A 19,714-nucleotide genomic window follows, 5' to 3' on the forward strand; every position below is an offset into this window, starting at 1 on the left:
GAACAGTTGCCGGAGTTTCGCGTTTTTTTTGACAGGACGATTGTGCTGGTATTTCGACGTGTTTGCGATGTTGCCTCACTGTTAATTTTACTGCTGGGCGGCTGGGCCATGGCGGCGCCTGCGCCCACCCTGCGTTTCGACCAGCTCAGCGTCGACCAGGGCCTGGCGCAGGAATCGGTGCTGGCCATCGCCCAGGACCGGCAGGGCTATATGTGGTTCGGCAGCCAGTCCGGCCTGAGCCGCTACGACGGCTACCGCATGGTCGTCTACAAGAATATCGAGGGCGACAAGACCAGCCTGGCCGACAACTGGGTCGGCGAGCTGCATGTCGATAGCCAGGGCCAGCTGTGGGTGGGCACCGACAATGGGCTGGACCGCTTCGACGCCGCCAGCCAGACCTTCATCCATTATGGTCCCGGCGAAAAGAGCAAGCGCGGCAACGGCAACCGGCATATCCACGCCATTCTCGACGATGGCGCGCGCGGCTTCTGGATCGCCACTTCGGACGGTTTGCAGCATTTCGACCCGGCCACGGGCGCCTTCCGCACCTGGCACCATGAAGAAGGCAATCCGCGCAGCCTGGGCGACAATGAAATCAAGGCGCTGGCGCTGGACGCGCAACAGCGCCTGTGGATCGGCACGGTGACGGGCCTGGACATGCTGGCGCCGGGCAGCGAGCGCTTCGAGCATTTCGCCGTCGATACGACGCCCGGCTCGAAGTACAACGTGATCCAGTCGCTGCTGATCGACCGCCAGCAGAACCTGTGGATCGGCACCATGGCCGGCGCCGAGCGCTGGCGCCTGGGCGGCGCCGGCGAGGCGCCCCAGGCGCGCGTGCGCTTCGGCGAGAAACATGGCTTTTCCGCCATCCGCGTGGCCAGCCTGTACCAGGATGTCGACGCCACCGTCTGGCTGGGCAGCAATGCCGATGGCCTGTTCCGCTGGCTGCCCGACAGCGACACCTTCCTGCAGTACCGGCACCAGACGGGCGACAAGTTCAGCGTCGCCGACAACCAGCTGTCGTCGCTGTACCGCGACCGCGCCGGCACCTTCTGGGTCGGTTCCTGGTACAACGGCGTGAGCCGGGTCGACCTGGGCAGCGGCGGCTTTGCGCGCATGGCGCGCGCGCCCGGCGACGTGGGCGCGCTGGCGGACAAGAAAGTGCGCGCCGTGGCCGACGCGGGCAATGGCAAGCTGTGGCTGGCCACCAAGGGCGGCCTGAAACTGTACGACACGCGCGACGGCAGCTCGCGCCTGTTCGACCTGCGCAGCGCACCCGGCATGTCGCGCGACGAGCAGGTCACGACCCTGTACAAGGCGCCGGACGGCGTGCTGTGGGTGGGCGGCTCGACGGGCTTGCACCGCTTTGATCCGGCACTGGGGCGTTTTTTTACCATGCGCTTTGCCGCCGGCGACCCGAACAGCGACACCATCCGCAATGTCGTGAGCGACCGCAGCGGCATGCTGTGGGTGTCGACGCGGGGCGGCGTGCACCGCTTCGATCCCGTCAGCCGCCGTTTTACCACTTACCGCCACGACCCGGCCGATCCGAACAGCCTGTCCGACAACATGGTGCGGCCCGTGCTGGAAGACGGGAAGGGGCGGTTGTGGATAGGCTCCTTCCACGGCCTGGACTTGCTGGACCGCGCCAGCGGCCGCTTCCGCCATTTCCGCCACGATCCGCAAAACCCGCAGAGCCTGAGCCACGATGAAGTGCATTTCCTGCACGAAGACAAGCGCGGCGTGCTGTGGGTGGGCACGGCCAATGGCTTGAACCGCATGGACGTCGACGCCAAGGGCGGGATCCGCTTCCGGCGCTTCCTGCGCAAGGATGGCATGGCCGATGACGCCGTCGCCAGCATCCTCGGCGACGACAACGAACAGCTGTGGCTGAGCACGAACAGCGGCATCACGCGGCTCGACATGCGCAGCGGCCTGTTCCGCAACTACGACAGCGCCGATGGCACGGTGGAAGGCTCGTACTTCGACGGTGCGGCCCTGCGCGCGTCGGACGGCACCATGTATTTCGGCGGCTTCAACGGCATGACGGCGTTCATGCCGCAGGATATCCACGACAACCGCGTGCCGCCGCTGGTGGCCGTCACGGAACTGCAGATCTTCAACAAGCCGGTGGCCATCGGCCGCGGCGAGTTCGCGCATGTGCTCAAGAAGGCCATCGACCATACGCGCGAGCTGGTGCTGACCAGCCGCGAAAGCGTTTTTTCGCTGGAATTCGCGGCCCTGCATTTCGCCGCGCCCCAGCGCAATATGTTCGCCTACCGGCTCGAAGGCTTCGACCAGGACTGGGTCATGACGGATGCGGGGCGGCGCTTTGCCACCTACACCAACCTCGACGCGGGCAACTATGTGTTTCGCGTCAAGGCGGCCAACAAGGACGGCGTGTGGAACGAGAGCGGCGCCACGCTGGCCATCACGATTTTGCCGCCGTTCTGGAAGACCTGGTGGTTCCGCACCCTGATGGCGCTGCTGCTGCTGGGCGCCGTGTATGGCGCGTACCGCCAGCGCGTACGCGCGCTGCGGCGCCAGCAGAACGAGCTGGAAAAACTGGTCGGCGAACGCACGGCCGAGTTGCAGAGCAAGGAAATCGAGGTGCTGGCCCAGTCGGAAAAGCTGGCGCAAGTCAACAGCAGCCTGACGAAAAACGAGGAAAGCCTGCGCCAGGCCAAGCGCAAGGCCGAGGATGCGACGCGCCAGAAGTCGGAATTTTTGGCCAACATGAGCCACGAGATGCGCACCCCGCTGGCCGGCGTGATCGGCATGCTGGGCTTTGCCCTGCGCGACGAGCAGCTGCACGACGCCACGCGCGAGCAGATCCTGCGCGGCCAGGCCAATGCCCAGTCGCTGCTGGTGATCATCAATGACTTGCTCGATTTTTCCAAGATCGAGGCGGGCAAGCTGAGTATCGAAAACATCGATTTCGCGCTCGGCGCGGCCATCGAGACGGTCGTGACCCTGTTCGAGGAGCAGGCGGCCGCGCGCAGTATCGGTTTCTCCATCGATTTCGCGCCGGACCTGCCGCCCTTCGTGGTGGGCGATCCGACCCGCTTGCGCCAGGTGCTGGTCAACCTGGTCGGCAATGCCTTCAAGTTCACCCAGCGCGGCGGCGTCAGCGTGTGCGTCGAGCGGGCCGGCGTGGCCAGCGGCAGCGGCGGACGCCGTGTCAACCTGATCCGCTTTAGCGTCAGCGACAGCGGCATCGGCATCGATGCGGACGCGATGGCGCGCCTGTTCCAGAAGTTCGAGCAGGCCGATGCCAGCACCACGCGGCGCTACGGCGGCACGGGGCTGGGTCTGGCGATCTGCCGCCAGCTGGTCGAACTGATGGACGGCGAGATCGAGGTGGCCAGCACGCCGGGGCAGGGCAGCACGTTTGCCTTCACCTTGCCGCTGGCCGACGGCGTGGCGCCACCGCTGGTGCCGCAGGTGGCGCTGGCGCCGCACAGCCACCAGCTGCGCGTGCTGTGCGCGGAAGACTTCCCCACCAACCAGATCATCATCCGCGTCATGCTCGAAGAACTGGGGCACCGGGTCGACGTGGTCGCCAACGGCGTGCTGGCGGTGGCGGCCTGCGTGCATACGCGCTATGACCTGATCCTGATGGACGGGCGCATGCCGGAGATGGACGGCGCCACGGCGACGCGCTTGATCCGCGTGGGCGGCTGGCCGGACCAGCCCGTGCGCGACCAGGAACTGATGATCGTGGCCCTGACGGCGAACGCCAGCGAAGAAGACCGCAGCCGCTACTTGGGCGTCGGCATGGATGATTTCCTCAGCAAACCGGTGGACGAGGCGGCGCTGCATGGCTTGCTGGCGCGCGCCATCGAGCGCCAGCTGCAGCGCGGTTTCATGTTGCCGCGCATGCCATCGAACGCGCCGCGCGCTAGCGCGCGGGGGCAGGCGGAACTCGACGCCCTGTTCGGCGTCGCGCCGGCCATCCCGGCGGCGGCGTCCGCCCAATCCATCCGCAGTGGCGAACTGCAGCGGCGCATCCGCGTCGCCTTTGTCGCCGACCTGGAAGGGCGCCTGCGCGAACTCGACGATGCCCTGGCGGCGCAGGACCAGGACAACGCCGGGCGCCTGTTGCACGGATTGAAGGGCAGCGCCGCCTATCTCGACGAAACGCAGCTGCACATGCTGTGCACGGAAATGGAGGAGGCGGCCGATGGCGGGCGCTGGACGCAGGTGGCCCTGCATTTGCCGCAATTGCGCGCACTGTTGACGCAAATAGCCGTTTCGGGCAAGGAAATGTAAAATAGGCAATTCCTGCCGTGGAGCGCGCGGCGAAACTGGGTAGAATGCGGCCAGGCACTCTGACGCTGCCGCCAATGGAGAAAGCAATGAAAGTACTGGTGGTTGACGACGATGTCGTGTCGCGCATGGTATTGATGCATCTGATCGACAGCTGCGGCGTGCACGATATCGTGGAAGCCGAAGATGGCGCGGCGGCGTGGGAGCAGCTCGAAGGCGGCTTGCGCCCCGCGCTGTGCTTTTGCGACTTGCGCATGCCGCGCCTGTCCGGCATGGAGCTGCTGCAGAAAATCCGCTCCGACAGCGCGCTCGACGCCATGCCGCTGGTGCTGGTCTCGTCGGCCAATGACCACGACACGGTGCGCGACGCCGTGCAGGCCGGCGCCGCCGGCTACATCGTCAAGCCTTTTCAGCCGGAGCAGGTGCGCCAGCATATCGACGCCTGCTTCGACGTCTGCGCCTTGCCGGCCGAGGCGCCGCGCGACACCTTGCAGCGGCTGGGCATCGACGGCGAACGCCTGCTGGCCTACCTGACGGGCTTCCAGGGGCAGATAGTCGCCGCCAGCGAACAGGTCGACGCCTTGCTGGCGCGCGGCGAACCGGCCCAGGCGCGCCAGCAGCTCGAACGGCTGCACCTCGGTTGCCGCACCCTGGGCTTGCATGGCGCGGAAGCCGGCATGAGCGCCTTGCTGCAGTCGGCGGTGCTCGATGGCGAGCAGATACAGGCGGCCCTGGCCGCGCTGGCGCGCAGCGCGGCGCAGCAGGCGCACGCTCTGCGCCAGGACGGCGCCGACTGATACACCATAACAAAACCTGCTGCGCGTCGTGATTTGCGGCTTCCGATGCTCACTGTGCATCCGCACAGCTCCGCTTCTCGGGTCAACGGGGGCGCCGAGCCTCCCACCCGCTCGCTACGGTTTTGTTAGGTGTGTTGAAATTGCTGTTTCTGCTTGCTGGAAAAATACTTTAGGTTTAAAGTATCTGCTTCCGGGCCTTGTGCACGCGCCCGTCACCAGCCAGGATGAGCATGAGCAGCGACCCTTCGCCTACCACCGCATCTCCCCAGGACGACTTTGCGCGCGCGCACCTGCCGCCGCGCGCACTCTGGCCGCAGCTGTGCCTTGATTTGCCCGAGCTGCAGTATCCGCCGCGCCTTAATTGCGTCGCCGCGCTGCTCGATGCGGCCGTGGCCAACGGCGGCGGCGAGCGCACCGCCATCCTTGCCGACGGCCAGCGCTGGAGCTACGCCGATCTGGCGCGGCAAGTCGACCGCATCGCCCACGTGCTGCGCGCCGACCTGGGCCTGATCCCCGGCAACCGCGTGCTGCTGCGCGGCGCGAATACCCCGATGATGGCCGCCTGCCTGCTGGCCGTGCTGAAGGCCGGCTGCATCGCCGTGCCCACCATGCCGCTGCTGCGCGCGCGCGAACTGTCCACCATCCTGACCAAAGCGCAAGTCAACGCCGTGCTGTGCGCGCAGGGCTTGCGCGCGGAGCTCGATGGCTTGCCAGACTTGCCGGCCATGCTGTGCTTTGGCGCCGCCGATGCGGAACTGGAACGGCGCATGGCGGCCCACGATGCGCCATTTCCCGCACACGACACGGCGGCCGACGACGTCTGCCTGATCAGCTTTACTTCGGGCACGACGGGCGTCCCCAAGGGCACCATGCACATGCACCGCGACCTGCTGGCCATCTGCGACTGCTTTCCCCGTTCCATGCTGCAGGTGCGCGCCGACGATATCTTCATCGGCACGCCGCCGCTGGCTTTTACTTTTGGCCTGGGCGGCCTGCTGCTGTTTCCCCTGCGTTTTGGCGCGGCCACCGTGCTGCTGGAAAAACTCACACCCGACGGCCTGCTGCGCGCCGTCGGTACCTATCAGGCCACGATCTGCTTCACGGCGCCGACTTTTTACCGCCAGATGGCGCCCCTGGCGGCCGGCCACGATTTGAGCAGCATGCGCTTGTGCGTGTCGGCAGGCGAGGCGCTGCCGCTGGCCACGCGCGACGCCTGGCAGGCGGTGACGGGACTGGCCATGACGGACGGCATCGGCGCCACTGAAATGCTGCACATCTTCATTTCCGCCACGGGCGAGGGCATCCGCCGCGGCGCCATCGGCAAGGCCATTCCCGGCTACCAGGCATGCATCGTTGACGATGCGGGCGTGCCGCAGCCGCCCGGCGTGACGGGCCGCCTGGCCGTGAAAGGCCCCACCGGCTGCCGCTACCTGTCCGATCCGCGCCAGCGCGAGTACGTGCAGAACGGCTGGAACCTGACGGGCGACACCTTCGAGATGGATGCCGACGGCTATTTCTATTACCGCTCGCGCAGCGACGACATGATCGTCTCGGCCGGCTACAACATCGCCGGCCCGGAAGTGGAAGAGGCGCTGCTGCGCCACCCTGCCGTGGCCGAATGCGGCGTGGTCGGGCGCGCCGATGCCGAACGCGGCCAGATCGTCGAGGCGCACGTGGTGCTGAAAGATGGTTTCCAGCCCGGCGACGTGCTGGCGGCCGAACTGCAGGACTTCGTGCGCCAGCAGATCGCCCCGTATAAATACCCGCGCGCCATCCGTTTCCTGCCTGCCTTGCCGCGCACGGAAACGGGCAAGCTGCAGCGCTTCAAACTTCGCACGGACACCCCATGAATATCGTCTGCATCGGCGGCGGCCCCGCCGGCCTGTATTTCAGCCTGCTCATGAAAAAGCAGAACCCGGATCACCGCATCACGGTCATCGAGCGCAACCGCCCGTACGACACGTTTGGCTGGGGCGTGGTGTTTTCCGACCAGACCCTGGGCAACCTGGCCAATGCGGACGAGCCGACGGCGCGCGCCATCCTGCAGGCGTTCAACCACTGGGACGATATCGAGATCCACTTCAAGGGCCAGACCGTGCGCTCCGGCGGCCATGGCTTTTGCGGCATCGGCCGCAAGCGCCTGCTCAATATCCTGCAGGCGCGCTGCGAGGAACTCGGCGTGCAGCTGGTATTCGAGACGGAAGTGCTGGACGACCAGGCCATCGCGAAGCAGTACGGCGCCGACCTGGTGCTCGCCAGCGACGGCTTGAACAGCCGCATCCGCACGCGCTATGCGGCCAGCTACCAGCCCGAGATCGACCAGCGCCATTGCCGCTTCGTCTGGCTGGGCACGCGCAAGAAATTCGAGGCCTTCACGTTTGCCTTCCGCCAGACGGAATTCGGCTGGTTCCAGGCGCATATTTATCAATACGATGGCGAGACCTCGACCTTCATCGTCGAAACGCCCGAACACGTGTGGCGCGCGGCGGGACTGGACGCCATGAGCCAGGAAGAGGGCATCGCCTTTTGCGAAGCGTTGTTCGCCGAGGAACTCGATGGCCACGGTTTGCTGAGCAATTCGCCGCACTTGCGCGGCTCGGCACAGTGGATCACCTTTCCCCGCATCGTCTGCCGGCAATGGGTGCACCGCCAGGACGGCGTGCCCGTCGTGCTGATGGGGGACGCGGCCCACACGGCGCATTACTCCATTGGCTCGGGCACCAAGCTGGCGCTGGAAGACGCGATCGAGCTGGCGCGCTGCTTCGGCCAGCATGGGGATACGGATGCCGCGCTGGCCGCCTACCAGCAGCTGCGCGCCATCGAGGTGCTGAAAATCCAGAGCGCGGCGCGCAATTCCATGGAGTGGTTTGAAAACGTCGAGCGCTACAGCGCCATGGAGGCGCCGCAGTTTGCCTATTCCATGCTCACGCGCAGCCAGCGCATCTCGCATGAAAACCTGCGCCTGCGCGATCCCGCCTACGTGGCCGGCTATGAACTGTGGCTGGCGCGGCGCGCCGGCGAGCAAGCCGGCGTGGACATGCTGGATCAGGCCTTGCCGCCCATGCTCACGCCTTTCCGGCTGCGCGGCGTGCTGCTGAAAAACCGCATCGCCGTCTCGCCGATGGCGCAGTACAGCGCCGTCGACGGCGTGGCCGGCGACTACCATCTGATGCACCTGGGCGCGCGCGCCATGGGCGGCGCCGGTCTCGTGTTTGCCGAGATGACGTGCGTGTCGGCCGATGCGCGCATCACGCCCGCCTGCCCCGGCATGTACAGCGAAGCGCACACGCAGGCGTGGCGGCGCATCGTCGATTTCGTGCACGCGAACAGCGATGCGAAGATCGCCCTGCAGCTGGGCCACGCGGGCGCGAAAGGCTCGACGCGGCCCATGTGGGACGGCATCGACCAGCCGCTCAGGGAGGGCAACTGGCCGCTGGTCTCGGCCTCGGAACAGCAATACCTGGCCGGCGTCTCGCAAACGGCGCGCGCGGCCACGGAAAGCGACCTGGCGCGCATCGAACAGGACTTCGTGCGCGCCACGCTGGCCGCCGCCGTCGCCGGTTTCGACTGGCTGGAACTGCATTGCGCGCACGGTTATCTGCTGTCGAGTTTTATTTCGCCGCTGACCAACCGCCGCACGGACGAATATGGCGGCAGCCTGGAAAACCGCTGCCGTTATCCCTTGCGCGTGTTCCGCGCCATGCGCGCGGCGTGGCCGCAGGATAAACCGATGAGCGTGCGCATCTCGGCCCACGACTGGGTCGATGGCGGCATCACGCCAGATGATGCGGTCGTCATCGCGCGCCTGTTCAAGCAGGCGGGCGCGGACCTGATCGACTGTTCCTCGGGCCAGGTCAGCAAGCTCGAACGGCCCGTGTACGGGCGCATGTTCCAGGCGCCGTTCGCCGACCGCGTGCGCAACGAGGCGGGCATTGCCAGCATGGCCGTCGGCTCGATTTTCGAAGCCGACCACGCCAACAGCATCATCGCCGCCGGCCGCGCCGACCTGTGCGCCGTGGGCCGTCCGCACCTGGCCAACCCGGCCTGGACCCTGACGGAAATGGCGCGCATCGGCTACAGCGGCGCAGGCGCAGTCTGGCCGAAACAGTACCGGCCGGGCCAGCAGCAGCTGGAACGCAATCTGCAGCGCGAGCGCCAGCTGGCGGCCGCCAACACGGTTCTCACCCCGCAACAGGTGGCCGCGCGGCTGCTGGAGGGATGACATGAACAAGGAAGCATCGATGGACGCATTATCAGGAAAACATGCGCTGGTGACGGGCGCCGGCAGCGGCATCGGCCTGGCCTGCGCACACGCCTTGCTGGACGCGGGCGCCAGGGTCACCCTGGCCGGGCGCGATGGCGCGCGGCTGGCGCGCGCGCGCATGCAGCTGGAAGAGGCGGGCCACGCGGGCCGGGTGGCCATCTGCGTGCTCGACGTGGCCGTGGAAGCGTCCGTGCAGGCGGGCTTCGCGCAGGCGGCCGCGCATTTCGGCCGCATCGATATCCTGGTCAATAACGCGGGCCAGGCGCATGCTGCGCCTTTCGGCAAGACGGACGCCGCCATCTGGCAGCAGATGCTGGCCGTGAACCTGACGGGCGTGTTCCACTGCTGCCAGGCGGCCATGCCGGCCATGCTGGAAGCGGGTTGGGGGCGCATCGTCAACGTGGCGTCGACGGCGGGCCTGAAAGGTTACCGTTACGTCAGCGCCTATGTCGCCGCCAAGCATGGCGTGATCGGCCTGACGCGCGCGCTGGCGCTGGAAGCGGCGCCGCGCGGCGTCACCGTCAACGCCGTCTGCCCCGGCTACACGGAAACGGACATGGTGGCGCAAGCCGTGCAGAACATCGTGCGCAAGACAGGACGCGGCGAAGACGCGGCGCGAGCGGAACTGGCGGCAGCCAATCCGCAGCAGCGGCTGGTGCAGCCGCGCGAAGTGGCCGATGCGGTGGCCTGGCTTTGCCTGCCCGCGTCGTCCGCCATGAATGGACAATCGATCGCCGTCGCCGGCGGCGAAGTCATGTAACCGAATGAAGATCATGGACAAAGAAAACGAAAATGTGCAGGACGAACCCGTGCTGGATCTGGCCAGCCGGCTGACGCAGGACCACCACCAGTCGCTCAAGCTGTGGCTGCGCATGCTCTCGTGCACAGTGAAAATCGAAAACGAAGTGCGCACGCGCCTGCGCGCCACCTTCGGCATCACCTTGCCCCGCTTCGACTTGATGGCACAGCTCGAACGCTTTCCCGAAGGTTTACGCATGGGCGAACTGTCCAGGCGCATGATGGTCACGGGCGGCAATATCACGGGCATCACCGACCAGCTGGAGCAGGAAAAACTGGTGGCGCGCGTGGTCGACCCGAAAGACCGCCGCTCGTACAGCGTCAAGCTGACGCCAGCGGGCCGGCGCGCCTTCGACGAGATGGCGCGCGTGCACGAAGGCTGGATCGCCGAACTGCTGCACGGCGTGACGCCCGACGACAAAACCCGCTTGATCGACCTGCTGTCGCACATGAAGCAGCAGTTGAATAACACCTCGCTGAAGGACTGAGCATGCGCCATCTACCGGGCCAGCCGCAAGACCTGCCAGGCAACCGCGCCAGCCTGGCCGGCTACGCCGCGCGGCATTTTCTGTTTTCCGTCGAAGGCGGCGTGGCCACCTTGACCCTGCACCGGCCCGAGCGCAAGAATCCGCTCACCTTCGATTCGTATGCGGAGCTGCGCGAGCTGTTCCGCGCGCTGGCGCATGCGGACGACGTCAAGGCCGTGGTCATCACGGGCAGCGGCGCCAATTTCTGCTCGGGCGGCGACGTGCACGACATCATCGGACCGCTGACGCAGCTCGACATGCCCGGCCTGCTGGCGTTTACCCGCATGACGGGCGACGTGGTGAAAGCCATGCGCGCCTGCCCGCAGCCCATCGTCGCCGCCATCGACGGCATTTGCGCGGGTGCCGGCGCCATGCTGGCGCTGGCTTCCGATATCCGCATCGGCACGGCGCGCAGCAAGACGGCCTTTTTGTTTACCCGCGTGGGCCTGGCCGGCTGCGACATGGGCGCCTGCGCCTTGCTGCCGCGCGTGATCGGCCAGGGGCGCGCCGCCGAATTGCTGTACTCGGGGCGCTCCCTGGCCGGAGCCGAGGCCGAGCGCTGGGGCTGGCTTAACCGTCTGGTCGAGCCGGAAGAGCTGGCCGAGGCGGCGCAGCTGTTCGCCGCCGGCCTGGCCAGCGGCCCCACCTTCGCGCACGGCATGACGAAAAAAATGCTGCAGCAGGAGTGGAACATGGGCGTCGACGAAGCCATCGAGGCGGAAGCGCAGGCGCAAGCCATTTGCATGGCCACCAACGATTTTCATCGGGCCTATCACGCCTTCGTGGCGAAAGAGCAACCACAGTTTGAGGGTAACTGACATGCGTGATATGAGCTATCTGGACTGGCCGTTTTTCGAGACGCATCATGCCGAACTTGAACGCGAACTCGATGCCTGGGCGGCGCTGCACCTGGACGACGCCCATGGCGCCGACGTCGATGCGGCTTGCCGCGCGCGGGTGGCGCAACTGGGGCAGGGCGGATGGCTGGCCTACGCCACGGGCACCGATGGCCAGATCGACACGCGCGCCATTTGCCTGATGCGCGAAACCCTGGCGCGCCACGACGGCCTGGCCGATTTCGCCTTTGCCATGCAGGGACTCGGCTCCGGCGCCATCGGCCTGTTCGGCAGCGCCGGGAACAAGGCGCGCTATTTGCCGGACGTGGCCAGCGGCAAGCGTATCGCCGCCTTTGCCCTGTCTGAGCCGCAGGCCGGCTCCGATGTGGCGGCCATGGCCTGCGCGGCGCGCCGCGACGGCGACGAGTATGTGCTCGATGGCGAAAAGACATGGATCTCGAACGGCGGCATCGCCGACTTTTACGTGGTGTTCGCCCGCACGGGCGAGGCGCCAGGGGCGCGCGGCATCAGCGCCTTCATCGTTGACGCCGACAATCCCGGGCTGGAAATCGCCGAGCGCATCGCCGTCATCGCGCCGCATCCGCTGGCGCGCCTGCGCTTTGCCAATTGCCGCGTACCCGTGTCGCAGCGCCTGGGCGAGGCGGGGCAGGGCTTCAAGGTGGCGATGGCCACGCTCGATGTGTTCCGCACGTCGGTGGCCGCCGCCGCACTGGGTTTCGCGCGGCGCGCGTTCGACGAGGCGCTGCGCCACGCGACAAAGCGCCAGATGTTCGGCCAGACCCTGGCGGACTTCCAGTTGACGCAGGCAAAATTGGCGCAGATGGCCACCGGCATCGACGCGGCCGCGCTGCTGACCTACCGCGCCGCCTGGCAGCGCGACCAGGGCCGCAAGGTGACGAAGGAGGCCGCGATGGCCAAGCTGACGGCCACGGAAACGGCGCAGCAGGTGATCGACGCGGCCGTGCAGCTGTTCGGCGGCATGGGCGTGGTCAGCGGGCACCCGGTCGAGCGCCTGTACCGCGAAATCCGCGCCTTGCGCATCTACGAGGGCGCCAGCGAAGTGCAGCAATTGATCATCGCGCGCGAACTGCTGCGCGAGGCGGCCAACGCATGAACGGCATGAGCCGCATGAACAACGAGGAAAGCAATATGCAAGTTTTACAACCACCAGGATGGGCCAGGCCGCGCGGCTATGCGAACGGCATTGCCGCCAGCGGACGCACGGTGTACGTCAGCGGCATGATCGGCTGGGATGCGCAGGGCCAGTTTCATACGGACGATTTTGCGGGACAGGTGCGCCAGGCCTTGCAGAATATCGTCGCCGTGTTGGCCGAGGCCGGCGCCTTGCCCGAGCACATCGTGCGCATGAACTGGTATGTACTGGACAAGAAGGAATATGTGGCGGCATATCCACACATTGGCGTTGCCTACAGGGAAATCATCGGCAAGCATTTTCCAGCCATGACGGCGGTGCAAGTGGCGGGACTCATCGAGGACAGAGCGAAGGTCGAGATCGAAGTGACGGCCGTGTTGCCTGAATGAATTATTTTTGTCAAAATTATATTTTTTGCGCTAAAATAAGAAATGTAAAAACAATATCTGCTATGTTATATTTGGCAACCGGAAAATACGCCGGCTTCAAATACTGACAGTCGAGGCAGATGATGCACAATAATTTTAAGGCGGTAAGAAGTGTGGTGCTGGCCCTGGCCGGTATGGGTGTTTGCCTGGGCGCGCAGGCCGGAACCGGCACGTCGCTACTCTCTCCCGGCTATCAAACGCAACTGGAAAGCTGGCTTGGCGAAGGCCGCCTGGCGCTGACGAATATCTACAGCAAGGCGGCGGGCGACACCTCGCTGGATTTTCACAAGGCCTCCGATGGCAAGGGGCGCACGTTTTCCGTCATGGAAGCGACCAATGCCTCGGGGCAAACCTGGCTCGTCGGTGGCTATAACCCGCAAAGCTGGAGTTCGACCGACGGCATGCATGTGACCATGGAAGATAGCCAGCGCACAGGTTTCCTGTTCAATCTGACAGCGGGTTTCATGCTGCCGCAATTGAAGCAGTATTTCAGCGGCGATGGCATCGGCAAGGATCAGACCTACAATCAGGAAAATTATGGTCCCACCTTTGGTGTCGGCCATGATCTGTATGTACCGCAGGACTTGACGCACGGCGGCTATTCTTCCCTTTACACCTACAATTACCGTGGACACCCGGCGAGCGGGATCAGCCTGATCGATGGTTCCAGTTTTACGGTACCGAACATTACGTACGGCGCGATACAGGTGTTTACCATCAGTGCGGTGCCGGAGCCTGCCACTTATGGCGTGCTGCTGGCGGGGCTGATCTTGCTCGCTGGCATGCATTTGCGTCAGCAGCGGACAAGCTTGCGCGCCCGCAGCTGAATGCTGCAGTCGCGCCGATATCGGATACGCTTGCGCGTGCCGCGGGAGCGGTGCGCCATGTCGCCTGCCGCGCCCTCGTTGCCGGAAAATTGATTGATGGCCATTAGCTCATCGGCAGTCGCCGAGGCTTGATGTTGTCGTATTAGCAACCACCCACGCTTGGGATTTTGTAGTGCTATTTAATACCTTTTCATTTTTCCTCATTTTCCTTCCGCTGGCACTGCTGGGCTACTTTGTCCTGTCACGCTATTCGCTGCGCCTGTCCATCATCTTTCTATTGCTGGCATCGGTTGCATTCTATTGTTACTGGGATATCGCCTTCCTGCCCTTGCTGGCCTTGTCGATCTGCACCAACTTTGCCGTCGGGCGCGCCATTTCGCTGCACCATGGACAGGGCCGCCTGCGCCGGGCAAAGCTGTGGCTGATCGGCGGACTCGTCTTTAATCTGTCCCTGCTCGTCTTTTTCAAGTACTTTGACTTCCTGTTGAGCAATATTGCCGCGCTCACGGGGGCGCCCATAGAGCCCATCGGGATTACTTTGCCCATCGGTATTTCCTTCTTCACCTTCACGCAAATCGCCTATTTAGTCGATTGCCATGCCGGCAAGGTCAAGGACTATCAACCTGAAAGCTACGGCTTGTTCGTTACGTACTTCCCCCACCTGATTGCCGGCCCCATCCTGCATCACAAGGAGATGATGCCGCAGTTCTCGGAGCCGGCCCGGCACGTTCCGCATCGCGGGCGGCTGGTGGTGGGCCTGAGTTTCTTTACCATCGGCCTGTTCAAGAAGGTCGTCCTGGCCGATGGCGTGGCCCGCTTCGTAGGGCCCGTCTTTGACCTGCATCATCAGCACCTGAGCATGCTCGAAGCCTGGGCCGGAGCGCTGGCCTATACTTTCCAGTTGTATTTCGATTTCTCGGCGTATTCCGACATGGCCTATGGCTTGTCTTATATGTTCGGCATCGTCTTGCCCATCAATTTCAACTCGCCATACAAGGCGGCGTCCATCATCGATTTCTGGCGCCGCTGGCATATCACCCTGTCCAATTTTCTGCGCGACTACCTGTACATTCCGCTGGGCGGCAATCGCAAGAGCTCGTTCTTGCGCTACCGCAATCTGTTGCTGACGATGCTGCTGGGTGGACTGTGGCACGGCGCCAATTGGACGTTCTTGCTGTGGGGCATGTTGCACGGTATTTATCTGATCATTAACCATGCCTTGCGGCACATGCTGGGCGGGCGTAGCAACTGGGCGCTGCGCCTGGGCGGCGCCTGCGCCACCTTCCTGGCCGTGGTTGTGGCCTGGGTCTTCTTCCGCGCCAATTCGGTGGGTGTGGCGCTGGACGTGCTGCATGCGATGTGGGGTGGCACTCTGACGCCAGCCATGCGCGAGACCGTGTTGGGCATGAACCGCATCATGGAGCTTGGCAGTTGTCTGTGGTGGCTGGGCGCCTGCGCCGTTATCGCTTTCTTTTTGCCGAATGCCTATGACCTGCTGGGCCGTGGCTTGCGTCTGGAGCAGGAAAACCGTCTGGAAGGCGGGCGCGGCAACTTGTTGCTGGGTGCCTTGCTGTTGTTGTGCCTGTTCTTGCTGTCGATCAGCGAGACCCGTGGCGTATCCGAATTTCTGTATTTTAACTTTTAAATCATCATGCGTTCATCCATTACGATAGGAATCGGTGTGCTGCTGATGGCGCTGGTGCTCGAGGCTGTGTTGCAGTGCCTGCCGGTGTCGTCCGGCTTGCGCCTCGCGCAAAGCAGTGCAAGCATGCCGCTCAGCCGTTACTTGCCCCGGCAGGAGTATGTGTATTCGCATGGCTGGGCATTGTCGAACGCGCGCCGCGGTGTCACCAACGGGCAGGGTTTTGCCAATTCCGCCGAGTTCAAGCCGGATCCCGCCGTGCTGGTGCTGGGCGACAGCTTTGTCGAAAGCCTGATGCTCGACTACCCCGACACCCTGCAGGGGGAGCTGGACCGCATGCTGGGCGGGGCCGTGGTGTCGGCCGCCAGTTCGGGCAACGGCTTGGCCGATACGCTCGAGATGCTGCGCCATTATGCGCCGCGCCTGCATCCACGCAACGTGGTCGTTCTGATCGATTCGGGAAATCTGAACAACCTGCTGTTGCCCGCACCACGCAGCCACAACCAGTTCGTGGCCGGCCCTGATGGCGTGCGGACGGTCCATGTCGACTATGTCGAATCAAAGCTCAAGCGCTGGCTGGCGCACTCGGCCCTTGTGCGCTATACCTATTACAACCTGAAGCTGCCGGACTGGATATCGTCGCTGCGACGCGCAGCTCACGCGCCAGTGGCCGACGATACCGGGGCGGCGGCGCGCGACCAGATGCTGGCCTACTATTTCGCGCAGATCAAGGCGCTTCCCGGCGCCGCCGACAGGCAAATGGTCTTTGTGGTCGATGGGGAGCGCAACACCTTGTATGAGCCGAAGAAGGGCAAACCGTCGTGGCACGGCGATGACCGCCAAGTTTTCATGGCGCAGGCGAGGCAGCATGGCCACGTCGTGGTCGACATGCAGCCTGTGTTCGAGGAGCATTGGCGCGAGCATGCCGAGCGGCTCGATTTTCTGCCGATGGATGGCCACTGGAACAAGGTGGCGCATGGCTTGGCGGCGCAGCATGTCATGCCCTTGCTGTTGCCGGCCGGGCAGCCATAGCCGGGAGCCTCGCGCCACGCCAGCCGGATTTTCCGTTGCGTACCAGCGTCCGCTATGTCCACGGTGCGCGCCACCCTGTATAATGCCGCTGCGCGTGTCGCCATCGTACAATGGATAGTACAAGGTCCTCCTAAGACTTAAATGCAGGTTCGATTCCTGCTGGCGACACCACATTCCACGCAACGCGCGCCGGTGGCCTGAGTTCATGCTGGCTGCAATGTACTGGTGGTGCCGAGTTGTCGGTACAATGCGTGCTTCATTCATCCAATCGGCAGCTGTTTGGCGCACCACGCGGTGCGCGCGAGGCGGCGCCCGTACACCTTTACTCATTATGGCTGTCATTTCTCTTTCATCGGCGCAACTTGCGTTCGGTCACGTCGCGCTGCTCGATCACGCGGAATTTTCACTGGAAACCTCGGAACGGGTCGGCTTGATCGGCCGCAACGGCACAGGCAAATCCTCCTTATTGAAAGTCATTTCGGGCAAGTTCAAGCTCGATGATGGCCTGTTGGTGATGCAGCAAGGCATCAAGATCGCGTACGTGGAGCAGGAGCCGCAATTTGACCCGGACATGTCTGTCTTCGACGCCGTCGCTTCCGGCATGGGCGAATCGCAGGCGTGGCTGAAGGAATACGACGCGTTGACGGGCCAGTTTGGCCAGGGCAATGACGACGAACTGATGGAACGCATGCACGACATCCAGGTCAAACTCGATGCGGCCGATGCGTGGAGCTTGCCGAACAAGGTGGAAACCGTACTCGATCGTCTGAACCTGACGGGCGACATGGCCATGAAAACCCTGTCGGGCGGCATGCAGAAGCGCGTGGCGCTGGCGCGCGCGCTGGTGTCGGCACCGGACGTGCTGCTGCTCGATGAGCCGACCAACCATCTGGACTTCAGTTCCATCCTGTGGCTGGAAGGCTTGTTGCGCGACTTCAAAGGCAGCGTGCTGTTCATCACCCATGACCGCTCCTTCCTCGACAACGTTGCCACGCGCATCATCGAACTCGACCGCGGCCGTTTGCTGTCGTATCCGGGCAACTTCACGGCTTACCAGACGCGCAAGGCGGAGCAGCTGGAAATCGAGGAAGTGGAAAACGCCAAGTTCGACAAGTTCCTGGCGCAAGAAGAAGTGTGGATACGCAAGGGCGTCAAGGCGCGCCGCGTGCGCGACGAAGGCCGCGTGCGCCGCCTGGAAGCGCTGCGCCTGACGCGCAATGCGCGCCGCGAGCAGCAGGGCCAAGTGAAACTGGACGTGTCGGCCGGCGAACGCTCGGGCAAGATCGTGGCGGACCTGGAAAACGTTTCGAAGATCTACGGCGACAAGGTCATCGTCAAGGATTTCAGCGCCACCATCTTGCGCGGCGACAAGGTTGGCCTGATCGGCGCCAACGGCGCCGGCAAGACCACCTTGCTGAAAATGATTCTGGGTGAAGAGCAGTCGGACACGGGCACCATCCGCCTGGGCACCAAGCTGCAGGTCGCGTATTTCGACCAGATGCGCACGCAGCTGAACGAAGAGGCGAACCTGATGGAGACCATCGCGCCTGGCAGCGACTGGGTCGAGATCAATGGCCAGCGCCGTCACGTGATGACGTACCTGAACGACTTCCTGTTCGCGCCGGAACGTGCCCGTTCGCCCGTCAAGTCGCTGTCCGGTGGCGAGCGCAACCGTTTGCTGCTGGCGCGCCTGTTCGCCAAGCCGGCCAACGTGCTGGTGCTCGATGAGCCGACCAATGACTTGGATATCGATACCCTGGAATTGCTGGAAGAGTTGCTGGAAGAATACACCGGCACCGTCTTCCTCGTCAGCCATGACCGTACCTTCCTCGACAACGTGGTCACGCAGGTGATCGTCGCCGAAGGCGAGGGCAAGTGGCGCGAATTCGTCGGCGGCTACACGGACTGGGAGCGCGTGCGCACCTTGCCGATCGCCACGGCGCCTGCCAGCAAGCCGGCCGTGAAGGTCGAAGCTGCCGCACCCGTTGCCAAGCAGAAAAAGCTCAGCTACAAGGAGCAGCGCGAACTGGAAGAGTTGCCGAAACTGATCGCCAAGCTGGAAGACGAGCAATCGGTGCTGGCCGCCGAACTGTCGCATCCGGACTTCTACAAAAAGACGCCGGCCGAAGGCAAGCGCCTGAATGCGCGCGTGGCCGAGATCGAAGGCGAACTGCTGGAAGCGCTGGAAAAGTGGGAGCAGATCGAGGCGCGCAGCAATGCCTGATTAGTTTCTTGCATACCCTGTTGTAATTTAAGTTAGGATTACTTGCCACGGCAACGGTTCTGCTTGATATAATTATATAATTATATTTTTTACATCGGGGGATGCATGTTTGTTATCAAAAACACGCGCTCCGGACCACGGCGTCCGGCGCGTGGTTCCACCTCTGGTGCGCATCGGCATGTTTGACCGCGCCGCCTTGCCCCGGGTAGCGCCATTCCTGGCCTACCTCTCCTTTATCTTCATCGCCGACATGCTGGGCCGGGCCGGCTTTGCCGCGCAGGATTTGCGCTGGCTGTACGCCGTCAAGATCGGCGTCGTGCTGGGCATGTTGTTGTACTGGCGCCGCAGCTATACAGAACTGGTCTGGACAGGGCTGGGTGCGCGCGCTATTGCCGTCGCCATCTCCGCCGGACTTGTTGTTTTTTTGCTGTGGATTAATTTGAATGCGGGCTGGATGAGTATCGGCAGCGCCGACGGTTTCGATCCCCGCAATGACGGCAGCATCGAGTGGACGCTGGTGGTGCTGCGCATCGCCGGCGCGGCGCTCGTGGTGCCTGTGATGGAAGAGCTGTTCTGGCGCTCCTTCCTGCTGCGCTGGATCGATGCCCCGGACTTTCTGAAATTTAACCCGCGTCTGGCGAGTGCAAAGGCCTTTGTTGTCAGCGTGGTACTGTTTGGCTTCGAACACAATTTGTGGCTGGCCGGTATCGTTGCCGGTGCTGCTTATAGCTTGCTGTACATGCGCAGCCAGAACCTATGGTCGCCGATCCTCGCGCATGGCGTGACGAATGGCGTGCTGGGCCTCTGGATTGTTTCCGGTGGACACTGGACTTACTGGTAATATTGCCAACTAACTGTTTGCTCTTTCAAAGACAATGCCCATGTTGAATTCCCCG

At 64.0% G+C, this 19,714-nt stretch carries 14 protein-coding genes and 1 tRNA gene; all 15 read left to right on the forward strand.

The window, feature by feature from the left end; genetic code table 11:
• Positions 1-108: 108 nt before the first annotated feature.
• The 15 genes from JAB8_RS11570 to JAB8_RS11640 all read left to right on the forward strand — a co-directional run bounded on the left by JAB8_RS11570 (position 109) and on the right by JAB8_RS11640 (position 19,659).
• Positions 109-4,272: a two-component regulator propeller domain-containing protein gene (locus JAB8_RS11570; RefSeq protein WP_070289597.1), complete on the forward strand. Its 4,164-nt coding sequence runs from the start codon at positions 109-111 to the stop codon at positions 4,270-4,272.
• Positions 4,273-4,358: 86 nt separating this feature from the next.
• Positions 4,359-5,066: a response regulator gene (locus JAB8_RS11575; RefSeq protein WP_070289598.1), complete on the forward strand. Its 708-nt coding sequence runs from the start codon at positions 4,359-4,361 to the stop codon at positions 5,064-5,066.
• 230 nt (positions 5,067-5,296) lie between these two features.
• On the forward strand, positions 5,297-6,916 hold the full coding sequence (locus JAB8_RS11580) for an AMP-binding protein (protein ID WP_070289599.1): 1,620 nt from the start codon (positions 5,297-5,299) through the stop codon (positions 6,914-6,916).
• Positions 6,913-9,288 (forward strand): bifunctional salicylyl-CoA 5-hydroxylase/oxidoreductase, encoded by a 2,376-nt coding sequence (locus JAB8_RS11585; RefSeq protein ID WP_070289600.1) that lies wholly within the window; start codon positions 6,913-6,915, stop codon positions 9,286-9,288. The genes JAB8_RS11580 and JAB8_RS11585 overlap by 4 nt, the downstream gene beginning before the upstream one ends.
• A gap of 1 nt (position 9,289) precedes the next feature.
• Complete coding sequence (locus tag JAB8_RS11590) at positions 9,290-10,090, forward strand: SDR family NAD(P)-dependent oxidoreductase (RefSeq protein WP_070289601.1); 801 nt, start codon at positions 9,290-9,292, stop codon at positions 10,088-10,090.
• Positions 10,091-10,103: 13 nt separating this feature from the next.
• On the forward strand, positions 10,104-10,616 hold the full coding sequence (locus JAB8_RS11595; RefSeq protein ID WP_083287674.1) for a MarR family transcriptional regulator: 513 nt from the start codon (positions 10,104-10,106) through the stop codon (positions 10,614-10,616).
• 2 nt (positions 10,617-10,618) lie between these two features.
• Positions 10,619-11,473, forward strand: a complete 855-nt coding sequence (locus JAB8_RS11600) for an enoyl-CoA hydratase family protein (RefSeq protein ID WP_070289603.1) — start codon at positions 10,619-10,621, stop codon at positions 11,471-11,473.
• A gap of 1 nt (position 11,474) precedes the next feature.
• Entirely contained in the window at positions 11,475-12,626 is a 1,152-nt protein-coding gene (locus JAB8_RS11605; RefSeq protein ID WP_070289604.1) for an acyl-CoA dehydrogenase family protein, read from the forward strand.
• A 35-nt stretch (positions 12,627-12,661) separates the two neighbouring features.
• The gene (locus JAB8_RS11610; protein WP_070289634.1) at positions 12,662-13,054 is read left to right on the forward strand and encodes a RidA family protein; all 393 of its coding nucleotides are present in this window, start codon (positions 12,662-12,664) and stop codon (positions 13,052-13,054) included.
• 122 nt (positions 13,055-13,176) lie between these two features.
• A complete protein-coding gene (locus JAB8_RS11615; RefSeq protein WP_070289635.1) occupies positions 13,177-13,920 on the forward strand; it encodes a PEP_CTERM-anchored TLD domain-containing protein in 744 nt (247 codons plus the stop codon).
• A gap of 172 nt (positions 13,921-14,092) precedes the next feature.
• Positions 14,093-15,565, forward strand: coding sequence for an MBOAT family O-acyltransferase (locus JAB8_RS11620; protein ID WP_070289605.1), 1,473 nt, complete (start codon positions 14,093-14,095; stop codon positions 15,563-15,565).
• 6 nt (positions 15,566-15,571) lie between these two features.
• Complete coding sequence (locus tag JAB8_RS11625; protein WP_139143016.1) at positions 15,572-16,594, forward strand: hypothetical protein; 1,023 nt, start codon at positions 15,572-15,574, stop codon at positions 16,592-16,594.
• A 96-nt stretch (positions 16,595-16,690) separates the two neighbouring features.
• Positions 16,691-16,765, forward strand: a tRNA-Arg gene (locus tag JAB8_RS11630).
• A 160-nt stretch (positions 16,766-16,925) separates the two neighbouring features.
• Entirely contained in the window at positions 16,926-18,818 is a 1,893-nt protein-coding gene (locus tag JAB8_RS11635; RefSeq protein WP_070289606.1) for an ATP-binding cassette domain-containing protein, read from the forward strand.
• A gap of 151 nt (positions 18,819-18,969) precedes the next feature.
• Positions 18,970-19,659, forward strand: a complete 690-nt coding sequence (locus JAB8_RS11640; protein ID WP_254679501.1) for a CAAX prenyl protease-related protein — start codon at positions 18,970-18,972, stop codon at positions 19,657-19,659.
• Positions 19,660-19,714 lie beyond the last annotated feature (55 nt).

Origin of the sequence: Janthinobacterium sp. HH106, from assembly GCF_001758725.1 — a bacterium.
GTDB lineage: Bacteria > Pseudomonadota > Gammaproteobacteria > Burkholderiales > Burkholderiaceae_D > Janthinobacterium.